Origin of the sequence: Stenotrophomonas maltophilia R551-3, from assembly GCF_000020665.1 — a bacterium.
In the GTDB taxonomy this organism is placed as follows: domain Bacteria; phylum Pseudomonadota; class Gammaproteobacteria; order Xanthomonadales; family Xanthomonadaceae; genus Stenotrophomonas; species Stenotrophomonas maltophilia_L.
In genome coordinates this window covers 2,850,264-2,871,946 of sequence record NC_011071.1, presented here as the reverse complement: position 1 = coordinate 2,871,946, position 21,683 = coordinate 2,850,264, and the positions used below count along the sequence as shown (strand labels likewise).

Genomic DNA, 21,683 nt, shown 5'->3' with positions numbered 1-21,683 from the left:
TGGATCACACCGTCACTACCACCTTGCCGATCTGCTCGTTCGATTCCAGGTAACGGTGTGCGTCCTGGATCTGCGTGAACGGGAATACCTTGGCGATCTTTGGCGCCAGCGTGCCCTGGTCCAGGCCGTTGACGATGAAGGCCTTGGCACGTGCCAGCGCGGCATCGTCGGAGACGATTTCCGAGTACAGGTAACCCTTCAGCGTCAGTGACTTGCCCAGCACGTTGAACAACGGGAACGGGGTGGGTTCACTGCTCAGCGCGCCGTATTCCAGCAGGATGCCGCCACGCGCCATGGCTTCGGTCAGCGGTACGAACTGCGGACCACCGATCGGATCGAACACCACGCGGGCACCTGCGCCGCCGGTGATGCGCGCCACTTCGGCCACCAGATCCTGTTCCTGGGTGGCGATGACATGGGCGGCACCGGCGTCGAGCAGGGCCTGGCGCTTGCCCGGGCCACGGGTCACAGCGATCGGCGTGGCGCCGACTGCATTGGCGATCTGGATGGCGGCCAGGCCGACGCTGCTGCTGGCGGCGGTGATGATGACGAAATCCCCGGCGGACAAGTGCGCCTGCTCCAACAGCGCCCCCCAGGCGGTGACGTACTGCATCCACACCGCGGCGGCCGTTTCAAAGTCCAGTGCCTGCGGATGCTTGACTACCAGTCGTGCCGGCACGTTGGCCAGTTCGCCGTAGGTGCCCCAGCGCGCGATATCCAGCGGCGGCACTACGCTGACCGCATCGCCCGCAGTGAATCCGCTCACTGCACTGCCGACGGCTTCAACCACGCCGGCCGCTTCGTAGCCCAGGCGGCTGGGGAACTGCGCTTCCTGCAGGTAGGCGCCGTTACGGAACATCACCTCGGCGCGGTTCAGGCCGATCGCCTTCACCCGGATCTGGACTTCGTCAGGGGCGGGGGCGGGAACGTCGATATCGTCGATGCGCAGTACATCGGCAGTGCCATATTCGTGGATGCGGACAACCTGGCTCATGGGGGGCTCCGAGGAAGGGCCGGCGAGGGCGCCGGCGAAAGGGTGAGCGCTACTGTGCGCGTAGTCTGCATCCAGAATAAGGGGTAATCTGGCGTTTCATTGAAAAACAATTGTTTGCAATGGACCTGATCGTTCCCCTGCGGACCTTCGCCAAGGTGGCCGAGGTCGGCTCCTTCGCCGCCGCTGCCGAGGCACTGGACCTGTCGCCGCAGCTGGTCGGCAAGCACATCCAGGCGCTGGAGCAGCACCTGGGCGTGCGCCTGCTCAACCGCACCACGCGCAAGCAGAGCCTGACCGACTTCGGCCAGGCCTATCTGGCGCGGGCGCGGGTGATCCTGGAAGAAGTGGAGGGCGCCGAGCAGTTGGCTGAGGTGGCGCGCGGGCGGCCGATGGGGCGCCTGCGCATCAGCGCGCCGGTCACCTTCGGTGTGCACGCACTGGGTCCGGCGGTGGTCGCCTACATGCAGCAGTACCCGGACGTGCAGGTCGATCTGAACCTGTCCAACAGCCTGGTGGACATCGTCGAAGACGGTTACGACCTGGTGTTCCGTACAGGTGATCTGGCCGACAGCGGGCTGGTGGCGCGACGGCTGGGGCCGTACCCGCTGGTGCTGTGCGCATCGCCGGCTTACCTGGCATCGCGTCCGGCCATCGCGCACCCATCCGATCTGAGCCGTCATGAGTGCCTGGGTTTCGCGCATTCGATCATCCGTACCCGCTGGAGCTTCCGCGATGCCGACGGCAGCGTGCTGACCGTACCGGTGTCCAGCCGTTTCATGGTCAACCAGGCCGAGCCGCTGCTGACTGCGGCCGTGGGCGGACTGGGATTGATCCTGCAGCCCTACGAAATGCTTGCCGCCGCGCTGGCGCGTGGTGAGCTGGTGGAAGTGCTGCCGGACCATGTGCCGGTGTCGACCTGGATCAACCTGGTGTACCCGCGCGACCGCCAGCTGACCCCCAAGCTGCGCAGCTTCCTGGACTTCTGTCTGGCGCGTTTCAACGAACAGAGCATGGCGTGGCGATAGCGAGGCTGTCGGTTAGCATGGTCCCCATCAACTGCGAAGGATCGCATCCTCATGTCGCTTCCATGGCCGCAACGTGTCGCGCGCTTCCTGCTGCAGGTGCTGCCTGCATTGCTGTTCAGCTCCGGATTGCAGGCTGCCGAACTTCCAGCGCAGGCGCTGGCGGAGTGGGAAGCGCACGGTCGTGCCGATGGCCTGGCCCGACCTGACACGGTCTGCCAGGACTTTCTGCAGGTAATGGGCCGGAAAACAGAAGGCCTGGAATACGTGGGTTGCAGCCAGGACGATGCCTCCTACATCAAGCCGATCGAAGCCCACTACCGCGTTGCGGGTGCCCACGCAGCGAAGGTCGAAGCCTTCCTGCATGCAACCTTCGGCCTGCCTGCATTGCACTACGTCTGTTGTGGTTGGAGCAACGGCGCACCTTATTATTGGCGCGAAGGTCCGGATTCGGTGAGATACCAGATCAGCATGGGTGCGGAATCGCTGCCGCACGAGCGGAGCGAATGGCATCGCATCGAGGCATTCAACGTCACCGTCGAGGTGTTGCGGCAGAGCCCCTAGCGTGGATGCGGCGGGTGGTTCCTTCGTCTAGGATGCGTCCAGGGATCCCCGCAAAGGAACTGCCATGAGGGCTGTTGGACGCCTGTTTCTCTGCAATGCGCTGGCCTGCGGGGTCCTGGTGATCGCCTTGGCGTTTCCGGCAGTTGGCGCAACATCTGCCGAGCATGCGCATCCACGTGCGCAGGATGCCATCGACGACTGGCTGGCGGCCTTCAATGCGGGCAGCCTCGAGGCGTTGCAGGCATTCGCCGACAGATATGCGAAGCGGGAGGGAAGCACTCCCAGGGACTATCTCGAGTTCCGCGAGAGCACCGGCCCACTACGCGTGCTGGAAACACTCGAGAGCGCGCCCAGCCAGGCGAAGCTGCTGGTAATGGGCCAGCTGAGCGAACGCGCGATGTGGGTGACGGCCGTCATGGATGCGACCAGCCCGGCGCATGTGAAGCAGTTCCAGATCGAAGGCACTGAAACGCCGGACAAGTTCAAGCCGGAGAGGGTTGCTTTGCCTGCGTTGATGGCCGATGCCACAGCCAAACTGGAGGCGCTGCGGGCCCAGGACGCGCTGTCGGGTGCGTTGCAGGTGGCACAGAACGGCAATGTGCTGCTGGACTGGCGCGGTGGCGATGCCGATCGCGCCGCGGGCATTCCAGTGGGCGTGGATACGCAGTTCCGCCTAGCCTCCTCCAACAAGATGTTCACCTCGGTGGCCATCCTGCAGTTGGTGCAGGATGGCAGGCTTGGGCTGGACGACACCATCGGCAAGCATCTGCCGGACTATCCGAACAAGGCCGTTGCCGGCACCGTGACCGTGCGCCAGCTGCTGACCCACACCAGCGGCCTCGGTGATTTCTTCGGCGATGATTTTGAAAGCTACTCGGCTTCGCTGAGGACGCTGGACGACTACGTGCAGCGCTTTGCCAAGGATTCGCCGCAGTTCACGCCAGGCAGCCAGGACAGCTACTCGAACTATGGCTTTATCGTGCTTGGGCGGATCATCGAGGCCGTCTCCGGGCAGTCGTACTACGCCTATGTGGAGCAACACATCCTGCGCCCGGCAGGCATGACCGGCACCGGCTTCGAGCCGGAAACAGTGAACGTCCCGCAGCGTGCCGTCGCCTACACGAAGAAGAATGGGCAATGGATCCGTGAAACGAAGTCGTTGCCCTGGCGTGGCATGTCGGCCGGTGGTGGTTACAGCACGGTGGCCGACATGGTGAAATTCGCCGAGGCATTGCGCAGTGGAAGGCTGGTCTCACCTGCATTGCTGCAGCATGCCACCACGGCGCAGAATCACAAGGGCTGGTATGGCTATGGCTTTGTGGTGCAGGGCGAGGGCAGGGAACATCAGTACGGCCACGAAGGCGGTGCGCCCGGCTCCAACAGCGCCATCGTGGTGCTGCCCGCACAGGGCTATGTGATCGTTGGCCTGGCCAATGTCGATCCGGATGCGATCGGCAACGTGGTCAACTACATCGCGCGTAGAGTGCCGCTGTGACCGCGGCAGGTGCCGGTCATTCCGGCACCCGCACCATCTTCGTCATCAGATGTTCCACTACACCCGCCGGGTCGGCCGTGCGGCCCACATGCGTGCTCGACATCTGCACCACCGAGCTGCGCTTGGCGGTGAGGAAATGGAAGCGCGCACGCGCTGGCAGCTGTGCAATCGGCCCGGCGCTGGCATCGCCGCGGCAGATGGCCACTATCGCATCCAGCCACGGCTGCAGCGCCTCCTGGTCCAGCGCTGGGGCGAACACGTGCAGGCGTGCCGGATCGATCTCGATGGCCGCCTCCAGATGACGCGCGCCTGGACAGGAGACGATCACCCCGACGTTGATGAATTCCTCGCGCTCCACCCGCGGTACCACGCGGATGACGGCGTAGTCATACGTGTGCAGCGTGGGCACGGATGGCCTCCTGCACGAACACCGCACGCACTTTCAGGCGGTGCTTGAGATAACTGATGTAGCCCTGGCGGTACGCCTGCGGGCTGTCGAACGCGGGCTCATTCACCAGCCAGCTGTCCGGCACCAGGCCGACGATGCGCTCGATCTCGGCATCGGTCAGGCGTGCGGCCAGTTCGGCGTCCACCTCGGCGATGCGGTTGGCGAACGACAGCAGTACGTGGTCGCGGATCAGCACGAACGGCTTTTCGCAGGCATCGCCAGCATTGGCCCAGTCGTGATGGAAGTACATGGCCGCACCGTGGTCGATCAGGTACAGCTTTCGATGCCACACCATCAGGTTGGGATTGCGCGTGGTGCGATCGACATTGCTGGTGAACGCATCGAACCAGACGATGCGCGAGGCCAGGTCGGCATCCACCGGCATCGCCGCCGGGTCGTAGTTGATCGCACCGGGCAGGTAGTCCAGGCCCAGGTTCAAACCTTCGCTGGCGCGGATCAGTTCCTGGATCTCCGGGTCCGGCTCGGTGCGGGCGAACTCGCGGTCCAGCTCCACGAACAGGATTTCCGGAATCGGCAAGCCCAGCGTGCGCGCCATTTCACCAGCGATCAGCTCGGCGATCAGTGCCTTCGGGCCCTGGCCGGCGCCTCGGAACTTCAGCACGGCCATGCCGTCGTCGTCGGTCTCGACCACGGCCGGCAGGGAGCCACCTTCCCGCAAGGGGGTGATGTAGCGGAGGGCATGTACGGTGCGCATGTGCGCATTCTAGCGTGGGGAGCGCCGGGTGCGTCCCGGCGGCTCCATGCCGTTCCCCGTCAGTGCGTCAGCGCGCCGCGCTGCTGCTCCTGCACGCGAGCCTGTTCCTGCGATGCCTGATCGGCCTGCCGGTTGACCACGGCCAGCGTGTCCAGGCTTTCCTGCACGGGGCGTTGTGCGGCCTCGGCAGTGGGCGAGGAGGCGCGCAGCGAGGCCGGATCATCCAGCGGCCCCTTCACCACGAAGATGTTCTGCGCTGCGCCCGCATCGCCGCCCTGCCTGCTCAATACCACGTGGTCCACCCGGTCCAGCCCGTTCTCGCGGGCCAGCACCAGCAGGCTGGCGCTCAGGCGCTCGCTGGACGCATCGAAGCTACGCCCATTGGCAGCATCCAGCTCCGCTACCTTGCCGCGGATCTGTTCGTGCAGGGAGCGGTCACGCCCTTCCGCAAGCAGCGCCGGTACGCCATCGCCCTCCACCGCATGCTGTGTGGTGATCGGCACATGCGTATGCGTGCCCTCAGTGTGGTCGAAGTAATGCAGCGTCGACGGCGAGGTACTGGTATCGAAGTAAGGCTGGCGCGGGGGCGAACCCTCACCGAGGTTGAGCCCGTTCTGCTCCAGCAGGCGCTCGTCCAGGCCCAGCTTCTTCATGTTCACTTCCATCCGGCTGACGCCGTCGGGCGCTGGATTCGCGGCCTCGTATCCGCTGGCCAGTTCGATCGCCTGGACACCGTAGAAATTCTGGTAGTCCGAATTCCCATGATGGCCCAGGCCGGTGCTGACGCCCTGATCGTAATAGTGCCTGGCCATTCCCTCGATGTTGGCTGCGGTGGGGGAGATGGTCAGGTCCGCATTGAGGGTCAGCTCCGGGTGCGGTGCATAGGTGATCGGCGGGCCGGGTCGCGACTGGATGACGTCTGTCGAGCGGGTGCTGGCTTCATACAGGTCGCGCAGGGTAGCGTCCGGGTTGCTGGCACGTACCTGGCTGACCAGCGCATTCCAGCCTGCGATGTTCGAAGAGGCCTCATCGCGGCGGTTGGCCGCGAGCAGGGTGCCGATCGCCTCGGTGTAATCATGGCTGGTGGTACGGCCTGCGATCTGCTCCACGTCGGCATCGAACTGCACGTAGGCGCGCTCGACATCAGCATCGTTGAAGCCATGCTGGATCTCGTGACCGAGCACAAAGGTGACCTCGGCCGCGTCGAACCTGTCCGGCGCAGCCGGGGTCGACAAGCTGCTGGCGGGCAGGTTGATGGATTTCGTGCCGGTCTCGTAGGTACCACCCGCATTGCTTGTGGCGGGCAACAGTTCGAAGCGTTCCAGATAGCCTGCCGCGATGGCGGCGTCCACCTGCTTTGCCAGTACGGGCGAGCCCGCGATGACGCTGCGCAGATTGTCGACCTGGTCGCTGGTGACGTCGGTCTTGCCGGCGAATTCGCCCAGCAGGCGTTCCGTTTCTGCGGAAAGGATTGTCATTGATGGCTCCCCTTACTGCACGGTGACAAGACGCACGCAAGCATGCGTGGCGTCGCCGAGGGCGTGGGGGTTCTCCGGCATGGTGTCGACCTTGATGCTCAGCTGCAGTCGATCGAAGCGGTCGTAGATCACCCGGCCGTGTTCGCCGCGCACCGTCTCGCGCTTGAAGCCGGCGGCATCCAGTGCCGAAGCGAAGTGGTTGAAGTCGACCTGGCAGATCGCCGCAGCCGAGGCCTTGCGATCGCTGCTGGTGTCCATGAAGTTCAGGTCCAGCCGCGCGTCGGCAGTGCCGGCCCGCTGCACTTCCAGTCCATAGCCCCATTCCGGTGTCAGCGTGCCGCCATAGCCGAAGTGGCCGGGGCCGAAGACCTGCGCCGGCGCCTGCATTGCCGCGGACAGGCGCTCGGCGGTGAGCTCGCGGGTGGAGGTCGTGGCCTTGATCAGGTCCAACAGGCGCAGCAGCAACTGCTCGGCATTGAGCGGGGAGGGCGAAGTGGTCTCGGATACGGCGGGGGCCATGGTGTCGGTTCCTTGAGAAGTCGGCGTGCGGTCGGCGGCATGTGCGCAGGCGCAGAGCGTGGCCGCTGAAAGTGCGAGCGTCCACGGCCGTATGAATGCGTACCGGGGCATGTGCGTTCCTTGCAGATTGAAGGCTGACCCTAGGGCCAGCCGGATGAAGCAGAGGTTAAGCGTAATCGAGGCACCCGAATGCGTTACAAAAGGTGAACGGGTGCGCATTCTTCACTTGACCATTCCGCGCGCGATGTCAGCATCGGGTCCATGGAGCATCAACTTCGCGTGTGACCTTCAACAGGAGGCCGTCATGCAACAACTGCGCAGCTGTCACGCTTTACCCTGCATGCAATGCAACGCGTGGTGTTGACCCTGGTCTGATACGGCCACTTTGCCGGCACGGATGGCCGCCACCCACAGCATCTGCCACTGTTCACCCGATGCGGTCCCGGCATGCTCTTGCCGGCCCTGCAATACAGGCATACGCCCGCCAGATTGTCCCCTGCGTTGCCCGATGGCCTTCGCAGCGCGGAGGCTGGCTTGTCCATGATGATCCTGCAGGCTTTGGAGGTGCACCGATGAGCGACCAATACGAACGAATGCTGCCGGCCCTGGACGATGCCAAGGTCGAGGAAATGATCGGAAAACTGGTGCTGGTCGGGGTGACCCGCTACGGCGGCGACGGCCAGGTGCAGGGACTGGAGCAGTACGCGGGAACGGTGCTGCGCATCAGTGCCGATGAAGGCGTGGTGCTGGCCGACGAGAACGATGGCCACGAGCGTTATCTGCCGCCGATGCTCGACCAGTACCTGCCGGCCCAGCCGGGAGAGTACCGGATGAGCAACAGCGGCATGATCGTGGTCGACCCGGACTATCTCACCGCCTGGGACCTGCACGCCCAGCAGTAGTGCCAGGCCATGCCTGGCAGGTGCCGGCAGCTCCCCGGCACCTGCCGGAGCTGCACTTTGCCCCATCCGGCCACTAGCCCTTCCGGCCCATTCACGACAACCCCTGCGGTGCTAGATTCGGGGCCATGCCCGATTCCGGGTACCCATTCACACCCCAGGGGATAAGGATGCTGATCCGTCGAACCTCTCTGGCAGCGGCCGTTGCCGTTGCCACCGTCGGCCTGCTGGCCGCTGGCCCGGCGCTTGCCGATTACGCGAAGCCGCCGGAGCACCTGCTCAAGGTGCTGAAGGCACCGCCGCCGCCGGCACCGAACGTGGCCCCGGGCGGCCAGCGCCTGCTGCTGACCACCGCGCAGACCTACCCGTCGATCAGCCGCGTGGCCCAGCCGTACCTGAAGCTGGCCGGTGTACGCCTGGAGCCGAAGAACCGCAGTCGCCATGACACTCCCGGCGGCTACGGTATTCCGGCCTGCGTGGCCGACTTCACCATGGTCGACATCGGCAGCGGCAAGGAAACCAAGGTCAACCTGCCACAGGGCTGCGCCACCGGCGCGCTGTGGTCGGCCGACGGCAGCCATTTCGCCTTCCAGAATGCGGTCGATACCAGCGTGCAGCTGTGGGTCGGCGATGCGGCCACCGGCCAGGTGAAGCAGGTGCCGAACGTGCAGCTGAACCCGATCTTCGGCTACACCGTGCAATGGCTGGGCGGCAGCCAGAATCTGCTGGTGAAGCTGGTACCGGCCAATCAGGGTCCGGCGCCGTCCAACGGTGGCGTGCCGACCGGTCCGGATGCGCAGGAGTCGCTGGGCAGCAGTGGCGAGAGCAGCACCTACGAAGCCCGCGACACGCTGACCAGCGTGCATGACGAGAAACTGTTCGCCTATTACGGCGCGTCGCAGCTGGCCGTGGTCGATACCGCCGCCAACAGCGTGCGCCCGGTCGGGCAGCCTGCACTGTTCAACGAGGTCAGCGCCGCGCCCGATGGCGTGCACGTGCTGACCGAATCGATCAAGGCACCGTACTCGCATGCGGTGACCTACCAGCGCTTCGCCAATGACGTGGCCGTACTGGACGTGAGCAATGGCCGCAGCACGCCGATCGCCAGCCTGCCGCTGGCGGATCGCGTGCCGGTGCACGGCGTACCGGAAGGCCCGCGCGGTTTCGACTGGCGTGCCACCGATCCGGCCACCCTGGTCTATGCCGAAGCGCTGGACAAGGGCGACTGGAAAGTCAGCGTGCCGCACCGTGACCGCGTGCTGATGCTGAAGGCCCCGTTCAACGGCAAGCCGACCGAGATCACCCGTACCGCGCAGCGATTCGAGGGCTTTGCGTGGACCGCCGATCCGGCCGTAGCCTTCCAGTACGAGAACGACGAGAACCGTCACTGGATGCAGACCCGCATCGTCGATGTGGACCAGCCGAAGAAGGAAGGCCGGCTGCTGTGGGACATGTCCAGCGATGAGCTGTACGGCAATCCCGGCAACCTGGTCTTCACCCGCCTGCCGAATGGCGCGCAGGTCGTACGCCAGGATGGCAACCACGTGTTCCTCAGCGGCCGTGGCGCCTCACCGCAGGGTGACCGCCCGTTCCTCGACCGCCTGGACCTGGGCACGCTGAAGAGCGAGCGCCTGTTCCGCAGCAGTGCCGATGCCTACGAGCAGTTCCTCGGCTTCAGCAACACGCCGGGGCGCTACCTGACCTGGCACCAGTCGGTGATCGATCCGCCGAACGCCTTCATCCGCCAGCAGGGTGAGGCAGTGGCCGATGCGAAGGCCGGCGAGGCGCAGTTCGCCTCCACCACGACCGCGCTGACCAAACTGGTCGACCCGACCCCGGAAGTGCGCCAGATCAAGAAGCAGCTGGTGACCTATAAGCGCGCCGACGGCGTGGACCTGTCGTTCACTCTGTACACGCCGCCGGGCTACAAGGAGGGCCAGCGCGTGCCGGCGATCCTGTACGCGTACCCGGCCGACTTCGCCAATGCCGCGCAGGCCGGCCAGGTGTCCGGTTCGCAGCAGACCTTCACCCGGCTGCAGCCGTACCGTCTGATGCTGCTGGCCGGCTACGCGATCATCGACAATGCCTCGTTCCCGATCGTGGGTGACCCGAAGAACGCCTACGACACCTACCTGGAGCAGCTGGAAGCCGACGCCAAGGCGGCGGTGGACAAGGCCGTGGACATGGGCGTGGTCGACCGCAACCGCATCGGCGTGACCGGTCACAGCCACGGTGGCCTGATGACCGCCAACCTGATCGCCCACACCAACCTGTTCAAGGCCGGGGTGGCGACCAGCGGTTCGTACAACAAGACCTTTACCCCGTTCGGCTTCCAGAACGAGCGTCGCTCGGTATGGCAGGCGCAGGACGTGTACCTGAAGGCCTCGCCGTTCTTCTATGCCGACAAGATCAAGCTGCCGCTGCTGCTGGTTCACGGTGAGGACGATGCCAACCCGGGCACCGAGCCATTCCAGTCGCGCAAGCTGTACCAGGCGATCCGCGGCAACGGCGGCACCACCCGCCTGGTGATGCTGCCGAACGAACCGCACTGGTATACCGCGCTGGAATCGAACGAACAGCTGGTGGCGGAAATGCTCAACTGGTTCGACACTTACGTGAAGAACGCAAAGTAGAGTCGAGCTTGCGCGACTGCGTTGCAGAGGGCCGCCTCAGGGCGGCCTTCCTGCATCATGTAGAGCCGAGCCCATGCTCGGCTGCTGTTCGCATGTAAACAGATGCACGTGCTTTGCAATCAACTGTGGAGACTCGGTAACGACGTGTTACCGGCACATTCGCACGCCACGCAAATGGTCTAGGCTGAACCTGATCGCTCGTTCCAGGTCGGTGCAATGAAAGCCATTCTCCTTGCTGCAACGTTGTCGTTGGCCCTGGTTTCAACGGCATATGCTCAGTCGTTTCCTGCTGAGCTGACGCAATTGGGCATCGTCGCCGGCATGCCCTATGCCAAGGCCAAGCGCCTGCTGGACGCCGCAGGCTGGCAGGCGAAGCCCGCGCAGGGCGCGCCGGAGTCGCTGGAGGGCTTTCCGGAAGTCGGATGCCAGAAGGACGGAAAGCAGTGTGCGACGACCTTCGAAAAGGACGGTCAACAGATCACGGTGCGGCTGGGCACTACCTTGGCAGGGCAGCCGTTCGTGCAGAGCGCTGACTGAGCACCCGCCCTCACGCCAGCGGTAGGCGGTCCTGCGCGTGCGACATCCGGTCATGCAGGTCGCGCACGTGCTCGGCCTTGGCATGCACCCGGGTGGTATCGCCGAAACTGCGTAGATAAGCGCAGGCTGCGAAGCCGGCGCTCTTTTTTTCGTACTCGGCAATCCAGGCCAGTCGATCCGGATTGTTGGCCTGTTCGGATGACCACGCGGCCACTGGCGGGCGGATGCGGTACTTCAGGCCGACGCGCCACGGCTTCGGTGTCAGTCGCGCACGGAAGCAATGCTGCAGCCGGCACATGCGCGCGTACAGGGTATCGGTGCCCAGTGCCTTGAAGAATGCCTGCAGCTGCTCGTCCTCCGGGGAGAACGTGGCATGCATCGCCAGTACGCGCAGTCCCGCAGGCGTCCGGTAGGCGCGCAGATGCCAGTCGGGGTGTTGTTCGCTGAAGGCTTTCACGCGCTTCAGCGCAAGCCCTTCAGCACCGCCGGCAGCGGCCAGGCGCTGCCTGCGGCGCATCAGCAATGCCGCATTGACCAGAACCACCGCGGCCACGCCCAGCACCAGTCCCACCAGCCAATGCCACAGCAGCGTGCCGGTGACGGCGCCGGCAAGCAGCACGACCGCCGCAACGATGGCCGGCATCACGCAGCCGGCTGGCGGCTGCGCATGGTCGATGTCGGCGAACAGTACGTCCGGGCTGTTGAGGCACAGTGCGCCATAGCTGTTGCGGGTGATGATGACGTCGCCGTCGCGCAGCACGATCTGCTCGCGGATCGGCACGCCCTCCACGCCGTAGTTGCTGCGCACTTCGCGACGCGGCAGCACCTGCCCGGCGAGGATGGCATTGAGGGCTTCATTGGCGCGGCGGTCGGCATGTCCCTGGGCCTCGGCAGGGCCCTCATCGGACCAGCCGAAGCGGCGCACGACCACCGGCCGGCCGCGGAAACGAGCCTGCAGGCGGGCTTCGGCCCAGTACGCGGGAACGATCATCATCGTGCGGTGCTCCATCTTCCGTGGCAGGTGCCAAAGCGAGTCTGGCACAGCGCCGGGGTGCCCGCATCCGCCTGCTGCGGTTGGCCGTGCGGAGTGATAGATTGCGCGCTTCGCATGCACTCCACCAAGGACGGAGCGATGTCCATGATACTGCGCGGCCTGTTGGCCCTGGCCTGTGCCGGGGCGATGGGCGTGGCCACGGCGGCAGTTCCGGCGGGGCCGCAGATCCTCACCGAGGATGTCAGTCGTTTCTATGCGCTTTACGATAGTGCCGGCGGTAAGCCCAGCATTGCGCAGCTGCGTGGATACATGGCCGAAGGTTCGACGGGCCTGGCCGAGCTGGCCAAGGCGCGTCGGGTCACTCCCGAACGGATGGCCGAGTCCATTGCCAGCCAGCCCGAGCTGTATGCGCAGGGGCGAAGCTGCCTGGCCGAGCTGCCGGCGGTCAAGCAGCGCCTGGTACAGGTGTTCGCCAACCTGCAGGCGATCTACCCGCAGACCCGGTTCCCGCCGGTGACCATCGCAGTGGGCCGTGGCCGGCCTGTGGGGCTGACCTCGAAGAGTGGGGTGATCATCGGCCTGGAAGCGCTGTGCGCGGCCGACTTCATGAATCCCAATGTGCAGGACCGCTTCGTGCACGTGATCGCACACGAGTACGTGCACATCCAGCAGACCGGCCTGAGCGACTTCGAACCGGGAGATCCGCGCGCGACCGTGCTGCGCGTGTCGCTGGGCGAAGGCATCGCCGAGTTCATCACCGAACTGATTTCCGGCAACGTCGGCAATGGGCGCCACGCGGCGTGGACGCGCGGCCGGGAAGTGCATATCGAAAGCGCGTTCGCGCTGGATCTGGACAGCACCGATCTGTCGCCGTGGCTGTACAACTACAAGCCGGGCTCGCAGGAGCCCTATGACCTGGGTTACTGGGTGGGCTACCGCATCGCCAAGGCCTATTACCTGCAGGCCAAGGACAAGCGGGGCGCGGTGCGCGCGCTGATCCAGCAGGACAACCCGAAGGCGATCCTGGCCGCCAGCGGCTGGACGCCGGGCATGTGGATGCCGGCGAAAGTCACGGGTGTGGCGGCGCGTACGGCTGCACGCTGAGCGCAGGGCAGGGCGCTAGACTGGGGGCCCGTGTCTTGGGAGAGCTCCATGCGTATTCCTGTTGTGCTTGCCAGCGTTGCCGCCATGGTCCTTGGGATCGCCTTGACTGCGGCCGTAGACGCTGAAACGAGTGCGGTCAATCCGCTGCTGCAGACGCCCATTGACCAGCTTCGTCCCGACGAAGTGCGCTTCATGCAGCAGCGCCTGGCCGATTGGCCGGAGCTGCAACGCTATCGTGATGCCAACGCGCAACTGCCTGCGGCGGCGCCGGGCCAGCCGCGCGTGGTGTTCTTCGGCGACTCCATCACCGAAGGCTGGGGAAGGGAGGGCAGTGCCGGTTTCTTCCCCGGCAAGGGCTGGCTCAACCGCGGCATCAGCGGCCAGACCACGGCGCAGATGCTGGTGCGTTTCCCGCAGGACGTGCTGGCACTGAAACCACAGGTGGTGGTGATCCTCGCCGGCACCAACGACATTGCAGGCAACACCGGACCATCCACGCAGGCGATGATCGAAGACAACCTGCACGCGGTGGTGGACCTGGCCCGTGCACATGGCATCGCCGTGGTGCTGGCATCAGTGCTGCCGGTCAGCGATTACCCGTGGCTGCCGGGCACAGCACCTGCGCCCAAGGTGCGTGCATTGAACACGGCGTTGAAGCGCTATGCCGATGCACAGCAGCTGGTCTATCTGGACTACTACACGCCGATGGCCAATGCGATCGGCGGACTGGACCCGCAGTTGGCGGAGGACGGCGTGCATCCTACGGCGAAGGGCTATGCGGTGATGGCGCCGTTGGCCGAGGCGGCGGTCAAGCGCGCGCTGCAGCAGAAGTAGCTCCGCCGGGCAGGCTTGCCAACAACCACTCGCAGAAACTGATCACCAGCGGATCGGCTGCACTCTCCTCATGTACCAGCCAACTCCAGCGTGGGCCGCGCACGCGTGCATCATCCAATGGTTGCAGCAGGCCTTGTTCGCAGGCTCGGGCTGCCAGCAGCTCGCTGACCAAGGCGATACCCAGCCCTTGGCACGCGGCATCCAATAGTTGCCCAGGCTCGGAGAAATTCATTCCCTCGCGGCGCTGGCCGACATCGGCGCCACCCTGTACCTGCCATTGGCTCCAGTCCATCTCGCGCTCGCCATGCAGGGTGAGGCGTTCGTGCGCCGGTGTGGCGAGCAGGGCCGGATGGCAGGCTGGATAGAGACGATCCTGCAGCAGCACGCGATGCTGGCACTGCGCCTGTGAGTCGAGGTCATCACGTACCGCTACGTCCAGCGTCTGCGTGGTCATGTCCGGCGCTTCCTCGCTGGTCAGCAACCACAGATCGGCGTCGGGGTGCAGGCGGTGGAACCCGGCCAGGCGTGGCACCAGCCAGTGTCGGGCGAAGGCCGGGCTGGTGTTGACGATCAGTTGATTGGGCTTGCGGTACTGATCGAGCCGGCGGATGCCGCTGGCCAGCTGCCGCAGCAGCGCCTGCGTTGTTTCCAGCAGGTCGATGCCGGCGTCGGTGAGGGTGACACTGCGGCCCTGCCGGAAGAACAGCGGCTGCTGCAGCGACGCCTCCAGTCCCCGGATCTGCTGGCTGATGGCCGACTGGGTCAGGTGCAGTTCCTCTGCCGCACGGTGGAAACTGCCGAGCCGGGCGGCGGCCTCGAAACCCCGCAGGGCGTTCAGTGGTGGCCAGTGCTTGAGCATTTCAAATAAGTAAAACTGTTCAATTGATGCCTGAATCTATCGTTTGTTCTTATGTGTCGGCAAGCGCAGCATAGCGCCCATCCCACACCGGCCATGGAGCCTGTCATGAGCAACCGTCGTCACTTCCTCACCCAGCTGGCGGGCGCCGCCGGCCTTGGCGGCCTGGCTGCTCTGGGCCTGGCCGGGCTGCCGGGTCGCGTGGCTGCAGCAGGGCCAGGTGCGGGGACTTGGCGCATGCCGGACGAGCACGGCCCACAGGAACGCGTGTTCCTTGCCTTCGCCGCGCAGCCGCGGGTGTGGGGCGCGCAAGCCGATGCGGTGAACACCGCCGTGGCGCGGTTGGCCCGTACCATCGCGCGCCACCAGCCGATCAGCGTGCTGTGCCGTCCGGCGCAGTTGAAGCAGGCGCAGGATCGCTGTGGCCGTGACAACATCGAGTTCCTGGACGTGCCCTTGGATGACATCTGGGTGCGCGATTACGGTGGTTGCTTCGTCACCAATGACAAGGGCGGCCTGGGCCTGGTCGACTTCAACTTCAACGGCTGGGGTGGCAAGCAGAGCGCGCGCAACGATGGCGCGCTGGCGCCGTGGCTGGCGCAGGTGACCGGTGCGACGCTGCTGGAAAGCGATCTGGTGGGCGAGGGCGGAGGCATCGAAGTCGACGGCCACGGCACGGCCATCCTCACCGAAAGCTGCTGGGTCAACCGCAACCGCAATCCGGACTGGTCGCGCGCGGATATCGAGGCCGAGCTGAAACATCACCTGGGTGTGCGCAAGGTGATCTGGCTGCCCGGTATCGCCGGCAAGGACATCACCGATGCGCACGTGGATTTCTATGCGCGCTTCGTACGCCCGGGCGTGGTGATCGCCAATCTGGACAACGATCCGGAGTCCTACGATTACGATCTGACCCGCGAGCATCTGCGGATTCTGCGCGGGGCCACCGATGCCGATGGCCGTCGCCTGCAGGTGCATACGCTGCCGCCGCCGCTGGACGGGCGCGACAACGTGCATACCCGCGACAACAATGATCTGGCGATGGGCTACATCAACTACCTGCCGATCAATGGCGCGGTGGTCGCGCCGCAGTTCGGTGACGACGAAGCCGATGGATTCTGCCGCGAACTACTGGAAGACATGTATCCCGGCCGCGTGATCGAGCAGGTGGATATCGATGCCATCGCGGGTGGTGGTGGCGGCATCCATTGCGTGACCAAGAACATGCCGAAGGTAGGCTGATGCGCCTCAGGCGTCGTCCTGTTTCAACGCCGCATCGGCAGCCAGCAGCGCCTCGGCGGCTGCACTGAGCGGCGGCGACGGCGGGGCGACCACGCCGATCGCTTCCATCATCTTCGGCATGCCCAGGAACTGCCGCGCGCGGCGGTCGTAGATGCCGGTGACCAGCAGCGCGCGCGTGGCGATCTTCTGCTCGGCCCCGATCAGCACGCGCTGCTCCATGATGCCGCGCGAGCCGACCCAGCCCACCAGCCGCGTTTCCAGGGTGAAGCGCTGGAACGGCTTCAGCTCGCGGCGGAACTGGATGGTGCCGGCGCCGACGATCGGTGCCCACTTCTCGCGCAGCGCCACCCGGCCCAGGCCCATGCGCAGGATCAGGTCCAGCCGGCCCAGGTCGAAGATGTTCCAGTAGCGGCCGTTGGTCATGTGCAGGTTGCTGTCCAGATCATTGGGCAGTACCCGGAACTGCAGACGCGAGACCCCGAACGGGGCCTCCAGCTTGGGCCGGAACAGGCTGCACAGCAGCAGGTGGAGCAGGCGGAACCAGAGATTCATGGTTATGACGACTGTTATAGAATCGTCGGTACGCTAATCTATGACGACTGTCCTGGCAAGGAGCCTGCCGTGAGCCCGCGTCCCTCTGATGCGCCACAACGCGTGATTGATGCTGCGGCACAGATGCTGGCGCGCGTGGGTCTCAATGCCACCAGCATCCGTGAGGTCACTAAGCTGGCCGAGGCACCGCTTGGCTCCACCTATCACCACTTTCCCGGCGGCAAGCAGGAGCTGTTGGCGCGCGCCACCCATATGGCCGGCGACAAGGTCGAAGCGTTGCTGGTGGAGCTGCTGAAGGGCGGGGCAGTGCAGGGCCTGCAGCAGTTCCTGACGATGTGGCGCGAGCGCCTGCTGCGCTCCGGGTTCCGCGCTGGCTGCCCGGTGTTGGCCGCTGCGGTTGAGGAGCCGGTGGAGGCCGTGCCGAGCCAGCCCCGTGCGGCAGCTGCTGAAGTGTTCATGCGCTGGCACGGCCATCTGGCCGCAGCGTTCGTCGCCGACGGACACGATCCGGCCGCCGCGGGTGGGCTGGCCAGTCTGGTGATTGCCAGTGTGGAAGGTGCGGTGGCGATGTGCCGCGCACTGCAGGACATCGCCCCGTTCGACCAGGTGGCCGCGCAGTTGCTGAAGGCCGCCGCGCGGCCTTGATCCGGCTATCCGTGTGTGGGAGACGCGTAGCTGGTCATCTGAAGACGATCATGTAGCCCCAGCCGAGCAAGATCGGCAGGAGGGCAGCGATGGCCGACGCGCCCAACCAACGAAGGTAGCTGCGGGAGGCGGGCGCTCCCTGCCGCTTGATGACCCAGGCATGTACCGGGAGTACCAGCAACGCCTGCACCGCGAAGGTAACCACGGCGGCAAGCCATGCCACCAGGACGCCGAGGCAGCCATCGCTGAAGCAGTGGCTACCAAACCACGAACCCCAACCGGCGAGGCCAATCATTGGAACGAACATCACGAGGGCGGTGGAGCGGGTGAACTGGGAGGCGTGCATGCCGCGGCGCATACTTTTTCTGGTGGAAAATCATAATCCAGCCGCTGGCGCGCGGGTACAAGGCAGGCACCAGTCCGGCCCGTGGGTGATGGATCCGGGGCCCCATCGCGCTAGAATCCGCCCATCACCACCTACGCGTGCTCGGCAAGGATGTCCGCATGCAACATAAGGTTCCCGAGTTCCCTGACCGCGATGTCTCCCGCCCACTGGCGGCGGCATGAAGCGCTCTGGCCACTTTTCCCGCGGCCCACTGAAATTGCCGCTGAACCGCGGCAGCGAAGTCGTGCGCGCGCGGCAGGATCTGCAGCAACACGGCTGGCCGCGCCTGCAGATGGCGCTGATCGTGGCCCTGACCGGTGCGGCCGGTTTCCTTGCCTCGCACCTGCTGCGACTGGCCGGTATCGACGCGATGCTGCTGCGCTACCCGATGGCCGTGCTGCTGGCGTATGGCGTATTCCTGCTGCTGATGTGGATCTGGATCCGCTGGCGCTGGGACAACGTGCTGGATGGCCTGTCGCCGGATCTGGGCAGTGGTAGCCCATCGCCTCGTGGAAGTGCCGTGGAATCACCGTGGAGCGGCGTCGGTGGCCGTTCCGGCGGCGGTGGTGCGTCGGCCTCGTGGAATGAGTCGGCGCCGGTGATCGCTGGTGATGCCGGAGAGCTGCCGTTGACCGGGTTGGCCGAAGACGAAGCCGGCCTGCCACTGCTGGCGATTCTCGGCATCGTCGCACTGGCGGCGACCGTTCTGCTGGCCAGCGTGTGGGTGGTGTGGTCGGCACCGGTGCTGATGGCCGAGCTGCTGGTGGATGCAGCCATTGCCGGTGGCCTGTACCGGCGCATGCAGGGCATGCAGCAGCAAGGCTGGTGGCGGGTATGCGTGTCGCATACGATCTGGCCGTTGCTCGGGTTGCTGGTGTTTTTCACCGTTGTTGGATGGCTCGCACAGGAGCTGGCACCAGGTGCAGTCAGTCTGGCCCAGGCATTTCGGGCGCTGTAGCGGCCCATGTGGATGGCCGAGCCCAGTTTTTCGTTCCTGGCCGACCCTGCGCTATGATCCGCGCCGAGGCCACAGAATGTGGTCCGGCTTCAACCACCACTGACGAGGAAGAGCGCATGGATGTCGCTACACACAGCAACAGGACGTTGTTTCGTTGGACCATGATGGTGCTGCTGGCGGTGTTGATGCCGTTTGCAGCGCTGGCGCAGTCGGCACCCGCAGCGGCTGGGCAGGCAGATAGCACCGAAGCTGCCGTCGCAGCTGAAGAGACAGACTGCCGCGCCTGCACTTATGAGCGCATCGGGCATAAGGTCGATATCGGCCTGGTGGCCCTGATTTCGCTGCTGGTGGTGGGCCTTCTGGTGGCAGTATCCCGCGAATGGGGCACCACCTCGCAACGATGGACCTGCCGCACGCTGGCCCTGCTGCTGGTGGGCATCGGCCTAGCGTTGCTGTGGTGGGCTGGCAGCATCGTCTACCTGGGCTACAACCCGTGGCAGGAAATGGCCGCCCCCGTCGATGGTTCGCTCACCTCGACACTGCTCAATACCTCACCGAAGTGGCTGGCGTCGGTGGTGCTGATCGGCTTCGCGCCTTCCATCTGGAAGCGCAGCGAGCGCCTGCCCGCGTGGCGCATCAGCTGACATTGAAACGGCGGCGCTGGATCACGCCCGGCGCCGCCTGCGGTCATCAGTCAAAGCGCAAACGCACACCAGCGTAGATGCCACGGCCTTCGCCCGGTGTTGAGCGCGCGACATCCTTGCCGGCGTCGTCGTAGCCCGGCGTAACCGTGGCGGCGTAGTGGCGGTTGCCGATGTTGCGCATCTCCGCCCAGGCCTGCCAGCGTCCGTTGGGTGCGTCGTAGCCGATGCGGCTGCCGAAGATCACATGGCTGTCGGCCCAGTAGCTGTTGGCGTAGTCCACGGCGATGCGCGAGGCGTATTCGGTATTGAGCGCGGCGTACAGGCCGGATGCGTGGTCAAAGCGGAGTTCGGCTTGGTAGGCGTGTTGCGGCAGGCCGGGCAGGCGGTTGCTGCCGAAGCGCGCATCATGGCGATAGCGGAAATCATTGAAGGTGTACGCTTGGCGCAACGACAGACGGCCCGGCGCGGCCTGCCACAGCGTGCTGTCCAGCCCGGCTTCGATGCCGCGGTGCACGGTGGGGCTGGCGTTGTTCTCGGCGATGAACAGGTTCGGCACTGGTTGCAGTTCGACGCTCAGCAGTTCGTGGTTTACGTGCGCGTAGTAGCCGGTCAGTTCCCAGCGACCCAGCGCCGCGTCACCGCGCGCGCCCAGCTCCAGCGTTGTGGCGGTCTGGTTCTGCATCGGTACCGGCGCGCGCTGGCGGCCGCTGGACGGGCCATTGCCCGGCCCGAAGTACTGGTTGGAACCCCAGATCATCGACCACGGATGCGGTGCTTCCACCGAGCGGCTGAGGTTGCCGAACCACTGCGTCTGCGCGCTGTGCTGCCAGGTGAAGCCCAGTCGCGGCGCATAGTCCCAGTCGTGGTCTCGCAGACGGCCGCCGCTGCTCGGCCAGGTCACCTGCACATCGCGACGGGTGTTGATCAGTGCCAGCCCGGTCTGCATGCGCAGGCGGTCATTGAAGGTGAGGGTATTGCCGACGTGCAGCGTGCTGTCGGTGCCGTGGTGGCGGAAGGCGCGTGTGCGCGTGCCGGCAGCATAGCCGTTGCTGGCAAAGCGCAGCGACTCGCGCACATCGGCGTCCAGATCGTGGGTGACGCGCAGGCCGACCGTGGTTTCGCTGTCCAGGCCGAACAGCTGGTGGCGGCGGCGGTAGTCCAGCGTGGCGTTGAGGTTGGCGTAGTCCAGCTGCTGCCGGTACAGGCTCTCGTTCAAGTCCATCGGGTACGTGTGATAGACCAGCCCGGCCTGCAGCGAGGAATTTTCATCGATCTGCAGCGTTGTGACGTTGCCCACCCAGGTGCTGCCCGGCTGCGGGCGGCGCGCATCAATGGCCAGGTTGGCCGCATTCGCGGCACGTGGGTCGTTGCGGATCTGATCGCGGGTCAGGCGACCGGGCGTTTCGTGATTGGTCTCGCGGTAGCGCACGAAGAAGCGCGTCTGCAGGTCGGGCGTGATCTGCCAGCCGATGTTGGCCATCGCGCCTTTGCCATCGCCGCGCGCATGGCGCTGATAACCATCGAATTCGGTATCGGTGTAGGCCAGGAAGTAATCGACATCACCATTGACGCCGCCCCAGCTGATGCCGCGCTTCTGGTAGCCACGGCTGCCGGCTTCGTAGTGCAGCTGCACGCCGGCCGAATCACGGCCGCTGCGGCTGACGTAGTCGATGGCACCGCCCAGCGCCAGCGCGCCACGCTCGAAACCGTTGGCGCCGCGCAGGACTTCCACGCGCGACAGCCACAGCGGTTCCAGCAGCTCGTAGGGCGTGCCGCCCGGGCCGGTCAGTGGCAGACCGTCGATCGACACTGCAATACCCGAGGCATGCGCGCCAGGACCACGATTGATGCCCGAGCCACGGATCGAGACCTTGGTGCCCTCATTACCCGGCGAATGCGCGCTGATGCCCGGCTGGTGGGCCAGCACATCGGCACTGCTGGACAAGCGGCTGTCGGCCTTGGCTACGTCGATGACGTTGCTGGCGCCGGGTACGCGCTTCAGCGCATCGCGCGCCTGCGCGCTGGCATCGGCAGCGGTGACCTGCACCGCATCCAGCGTGGTGGCCTGCGGAGCCGCGGCGGCGATGGAGGAGAGGCCGAGGGATACGGCCAGAAACAGCAGCGACGGGGTGGGGCGGTACGGCGAGAGCGACATGCGGGAATGC

Annotated in this window: 22 protein-coding genes; 12 read left to right on the top strand and 10 right to left on the bottom strand. The window is 65.5% G+C overall.

Translation table 11 applies throughout. The features are described 5' to 3' along the window. Positions 1–4: 4 nt before the first annotated feature. Positions 5–994, bottom strand: a complete 990-nt coding sequence (locus tag SMAL_RS13105) for a zinc-dependent alcohol dehydrogenase family protein (protein ID WP_012511544.1) — start codon at positions 992–994, stop codon at positions 5–7. Between the two features lie 119 nt (positions 995–1,113). On the opposite strand from SMAL_RS13105, the gene SMAL_RS13100 reads away from it, so the two are divergent. From SMAL_RS13100 to SMAL_RS13090, 3 genes are all read left to right on the top strand, one after another. Further along, entirely contained in the window at positions 1,114–2,019 is a 906-nt protein-coding gene (locus SMAL_RS13100; RefSeq protein WP_012511543.1) for a LysR family transcriptional regulator, read from the top strand. 51 nt (positions 2,020–2,070) lie between these two features. After that, a complete protein-coding gene (locus tag SMAL_RS13095) occupies positions 2,071–2,580 on the top strand; it encodes a DUF4952 domain-containing protein (RefSeq protein ID WP_012511542.1) in 510 nt (169 codons plus the stop codon). Positions 2,581–2,644: 64 nt separating this feature from the next. Then, the gene (locus tag SMAL_RS13090) at positions 2,645–4,075 is read left to right on the top strand and encodes a serine hydrolase domain-containing protein (protein ID WP_012511541.1); all 1,431 of its coding nucleotides are present in this window, start codon (positions 2,645–2,647) and stop codon (positions 4,073–4,075) included. A 16-nt stretch (positions 4,076–4,091) separates the two neighbouring features. On the opposite strand, the gene SMAL_RS13085 is transcribed toward SMAL_RS13090, so the two are convergent. From SMAL_RS13085 to SMAL_RS13070, 4 genes are read right to left on the bottom strand one after another with little or no spacing between them, the layout of a single operon-like run. Next, positions 4,092–4,484 (bottom strand): DUF3037 domain-containing protein, encoded by a 393-nt coding sequence (locus tag SMAL_RS13085; protein ID WP_012511540.1) that lies wholly within the window; start codon positions 4,482–4,484, stop codon positions 4,092–4,094. Beyond that, positions 4,462–5,238 carry a HipA family kinase gene (locus SMAL_RS13080; protein ID WP_006376352.1) on the bottom strand — a complete coding sequence of 259 codons (777 nt, stop codon included), beginning with the start codon at positions 5,236–5,238 and terminating at the stop codon, positions 4,462–4,464. The genes SMAL_RS13085 and SMAL_RS13080 overlap by 23 nt, the downstream gene beginning before the upstream one ends. Positions 5,239–5,297: 59 nt before the next feature. Continuing rightward, the gene (locus tag SMAL_RS13075) at positions 5,298–6,716 is read right to left on the bottom strand and encodes an XVIPCD domain-containing protein (RefSeq protein ID WP_012511539.1); all 1,419 of its coding nucleotides are present in this window, start codon (positions 6,714–6,716) and stop codon (positions 5,298–5,300) included. 12 nt (positions 6,717–6,728) lie between these two features. Beyond that, entirely contained in the window at positions 6,729–7,235 is a 507-nt protein-coding gene (locus tag SMAL_RS13070) for a hypothetical protein (RefSeq protein ID WP_232273991.1), read from the bottom strand. Between the two features lie 572 nt (positions 7,236–7,807). Here SMAL_RS13070 and SMAL_RS13065 point away from each other — a divergent pair. From SMAL_RS13065 to SMAL_RS13055, 3 genes are all read left to right on the top strand, one after another. Continuing rightward, the gene (locus tag SMAL_RS13065; RefSeq protein ID WP_006376346.1) at positions 7,808–8,137 is read left to right on the top strand and encodes a hypothetical protein; all 330 of its coding nucleotides are present in this window, start codon (positions 7,808–7,810) and stop codon (positions 8,135–8,137) included. A gap of 167 nt (positions 8,138–8,304) precedes the next feature. After that, the gene (locus SMAL_RS13060; RefSeq protein ID WP_012511537.1) at positions 8,305–10,767 is read left to right on the top strand and encodes a S9 family peptidase; all 2,463 of its coding nucleotides are present in this window, start codon (positions 8,305–8,307) and stop codon (positions 10,765–10,767) included. Positions 10,768–10,983: 216 nt separating this feature from the next. Then, a complete protein-coding gene (locus tag SMAL_RS13055) occupies positions 10,984–11,304 on the top strand; it encodes a hypothetical protein (protein ID WP_012511536.1) in 321 nt (106 codons plus the stop codon). Between the two features lie 10 nt (positions 11,305–11,314). Here the strand turns inward: SMAL_RS13055 and SMAL_RS13050 are convergent, their stop codons facing one another. Continuing rightward, positions 11,315–12,298 (bottom strand): hypothetical protein, encoded by a 984-nt coding sequence (locus SMAL_RS13050; protein WP_012511535.1) that lies wholly within the window; start codon positions 12,296–12,298, stop codon positions 11,315–11,317. A 138-nt stretch (positions 12,299–12,436) separates the two neighbouring features. On the opposite strand from SMAL_RS13050, the gene SMAL_RS13045 reads away from it, so the two are divergent. Beyond that, complete coding sequence (locus SMAL_RS13045; RefSeq protein WP_041864558.1) at positions 12,437–13,402, top strand: DUF2268 domain-containing putative Zn-dependent protease; 966 nt, start codon at positions 12,437–12,439, stop codon at positions 13,400–13,402. Between the two features lie 48 nt (positions 13,403–13,450). Further along, positions 13,451–14,236: an SGNH/GDSL hydrolase family protein gene (locus SMAL_RS13040; RefSeq protein WP_012511533.1), complete on the top strand. Its 786-nt coding sequence runs from the start codon at positions 13,451–13,453 to the stop codon at positions 14,234–14,236. Here the strand turns inward: SMAL_RS13040 and SMAL_RS13035 are convergent. Beyond that, the gene (locus tag SMAL_RS13035) at positions 14,211–15,095 is read right to left on the bottom strand and encodes a LysR family transcriptional regulator (RefSeq protein WP_006376243.1); all 885 of its coding nucleotides are present in this window, start codon (positions 15,093–15,095) and stop codon (positions 14,211–14,213) included. The genes SMAL_RS13040 and SMAL_RS13035 overlap by 26 nt on opposite strands. Positions 15,096–15,200: 105 nt before the next feature. On the opposite strand from SMAL_RS13035, the gene SMAL_RS13030 reads away from it, so the two are divergent. After that, positions 15,201–16,334, top strand: coding sequence for an agmatine deiminase family protein (locus tag SMAL_RS13030; RefSeq protein ID WP_012511532.1), 1,134 nt, complete (start codon positions 15,201–15,203; stop codon positions 16,332–16,334). A 6-nt stretch (positions 16,335–16,340) separates the two neighbouring features. Here the strand turns inward: SMAL_RS13030 and SMAL_RS13025 are convergent, their stop codons facing one another. Beyond that, entirely contained in the window at positions 16,341–16,886 is a 546-nt protein-coding gene (locus tag SMAL_RS13025) for a thioesterase family protein (RefSeq protein WP_012511531.1), read from the bottom strand. Positions 16,887–16,955: 69 nt separating this feature from the next. On the opposite strand from SMAL_RS13025, the gene SMAL_RS13020 reads away from it, so the two are divergent. Further along, positions 16,956–17,531: a TetR/AcrR family transcriptional regulator gene (locus SMAL_RS13020; protein WP_012511530.1), complete on the top strand. Its 576-nt coding sequence runs from the start codon at positions 16,956–16,958 to the stop codon at positions 17,529–17,531. A 34-nt stretch (positions 17,532–17,565) separates the two neighbouring features. Here the strand turns inward: SMAL_RS13020 and SMAL_RS13015 are convergent, their stop codons facing one another. Beyond that, complete coding sequence (locus tag SMAL_RS13015) at positions 17,566–17,877, bottom strand: hypothetical protein (RefSeq protein WP_232273990.1); 312 nt, start codon at positions 17,875–17,877, stop codon at positions 17,566–17,568. A gap of 217 nt (positions 17,878–18,094) precedes the next feature. On the opposite strand from SMAL_RS13015, the gene SMAL_RS13010 reads away from it, so the two are divergent. After that, complete coding sequence (locus SMAL_RS13010; protein WP_012511528.1) at positions 18,095–18,874, top strand: hypothetical protein; 780 nt, start codon at positions 18,095–18,097, stop codon at positions 18,872–18,874. A gap of 116 nt (positions 18,875–18,990) precedes the next feature. Beyond that, positions 18,991–19,518 carry a hypothetical protein gene (locus SMAL_RS13005; RefSeq protein ID WP_006376195.1) on the top strand — a complete coding sequence of 176 codons (528 nt, stop codon included), beginning with the start codon at positions 18,991–18,993 and terminating at the stop codon, positions 19,516–19,518. Positions 19,519–19,564: 46 nt separating this feature from the next. Here SMAL_RS13005 and SMAL_RS13000 read toward each other — a convergent pair whose 3' ends face one another. Next, a complete protein-coding gene (locus SMAL_RS13000) occupies positions 19,565–21,673 on the bottom strand; it encodes a TonB-dependent receptor family protein (RefSeq protein WP_012511527.1) in 2,109 nt (702 codons plus the stop codon). Positions 21,674–21,683 lie beyond the last annotated feature (10 nt).

Excerpts from the sequence above, each read along its gene's own strand:
- SMAL_RS13055 (WP_012511536.1), top strand. The coding sequence starts at position 10,984 with ATGAAAGCCATTCTCCTTGCTGCAACGTTGTCGTTGGCCCTGGTTTCA.
- SMAL_RS13060 (WP_012511537.1), top strand. The coding sequence starts at position 8,305 with ATGCTGATCCGTCGAACCTCTCTGGCAGCGGCCGTTGCCGTTGCCACC.
- SMAL_RS13095 (WP_012511542.1), top strand. The coding sequence starts at position 2,071 with ATGTCGCTTCCATGGCCGCAACGTGTCGCGCGCTTCCTGCTGCAGGTG.
- SMAL_RS13000 (WP_012511527.1), bottom strand. The coding sequence starts at position 21,673 with ATGTCGCTCTCGCCGTACCGCCCCACCCCGTCGCTGCTGTTTCTGGCC.
- SMAL_RS13015 (WP_232273990.1), bottom strand. The coding sequence starts at position 17,877 with ATGCACGCCTCCCAGTTCACCCGCTCCACCGCCCTCGTGATGTTCGTT.
- SMAL_RS13010 (WP_012511528.1), top strand. The coding sequence starts at position 18,095 with ATGAAGCGCTCTGGCCACTTTTCCCGCGGCCCACTGAAATTGCCGCTG.
- SMAL_RS13100 (WP_012511543.1), top strand. The coding sequence starts at position 1,114 with ATGGACCTGATCGTTCCCCTGCGGACCTTCGCCAAGGTGGCCGAGGTC.
- SMAL_RS13105 (WP_012511544.1), bottom strand. The coding sequence starts at position 994 with ATGAGCCAGGTTGTCCGCATCCACGAATATGGCACTGCCGATGTACTG.
- SMAL_RS13070 (WP_232273991.1), bottom strand. The coding sequence starts at position 7,235 with ATGGCCCCCGCCGTATCCGAGACCACTTCGCCCTCCCCGCTCAATGCC.
- SMAL_RS13065 (WP_006376346.1), top strand. The coding sequence starts at position 7,808 with ATGAGCGACCAATACGAACGAATGCTGCCGGCCCTGGACGATGCCAAG.
- SMAL_RS13045 (WP_041864558.1), top strand. The coding sequence starts at position 12,437 with ATGTCCATGATACTGCGCGGCCTGTTGGCCCTGGCCTGTGCCGGGGCG.
- SMAL_RS13050 (WP_012511535.1), bottom strand. The coding sequence starts at position 12,298 with ATGATGATCGTTCCCGCGTACTGGGCCGAAGCCCGCCTGCAGGCTCGT.
- SMAL_RS13035 (WP_006376243.1), bottom strand. The coding sequence starts at position 15,095 with ATGCTCAAGCACTGGCCACCACTGAACGCCCTGCGGGGTTTCGAGGCC.
- SMAL_RS13030 (WP_012511532.1), top strand. The coding sequence starts at position 15,201 with ATGAGCAACCGTCGTCACTTCCTCACCCAGCTGGCGGGCGCCGCCGGC.
- SMAL_RS13040 (WP_012511533.1), top strand. The coding sequence starts at position 13,451 with ATGCGTATTCCTGTTGTGCTTGCCAGCGTTGCCGCCATGGTCCTTGGG.
- SMAL_RS13090 (WP_012511541.1), top strand. The coding sequence starts at position 2,645 with ATGAGGGCTGTTGGACGCCTGTTTCTCTGCAATGCGCTGGCCTGCGGG.
- SMAL_RS13075 (WP_012511539.1), bottom strand. The coding sequence starts at position 6,716 with ATGACAATCCTTTCCGCAGAAACGGAACGCCTGCTGGGCGAATTCGCC.
- SMAL_RS13005 (WP_006376195.1), top strand. The coding sequence starts at position 18,991 with ATGGATGTCGCTACACACAGCAACAGGACGTTGTTTCGTTGGACCATG.
- SMAL_RS13080 (WP_006376352.1), bottom strand. The coding sequence starts at position 5,238 with ATGCGCACCGTACATGCCCTCCGCTACATCACCCCCTTGCGGGAAGGT.
- SMAL_RS13025 (WP_012511531.1), bottom strand. The coding sequence starts at position 16,886 with ATGAATCTCTGGTTCCGCCTGCTCCACCTGCTGCTGTGCAGCCTGTTC.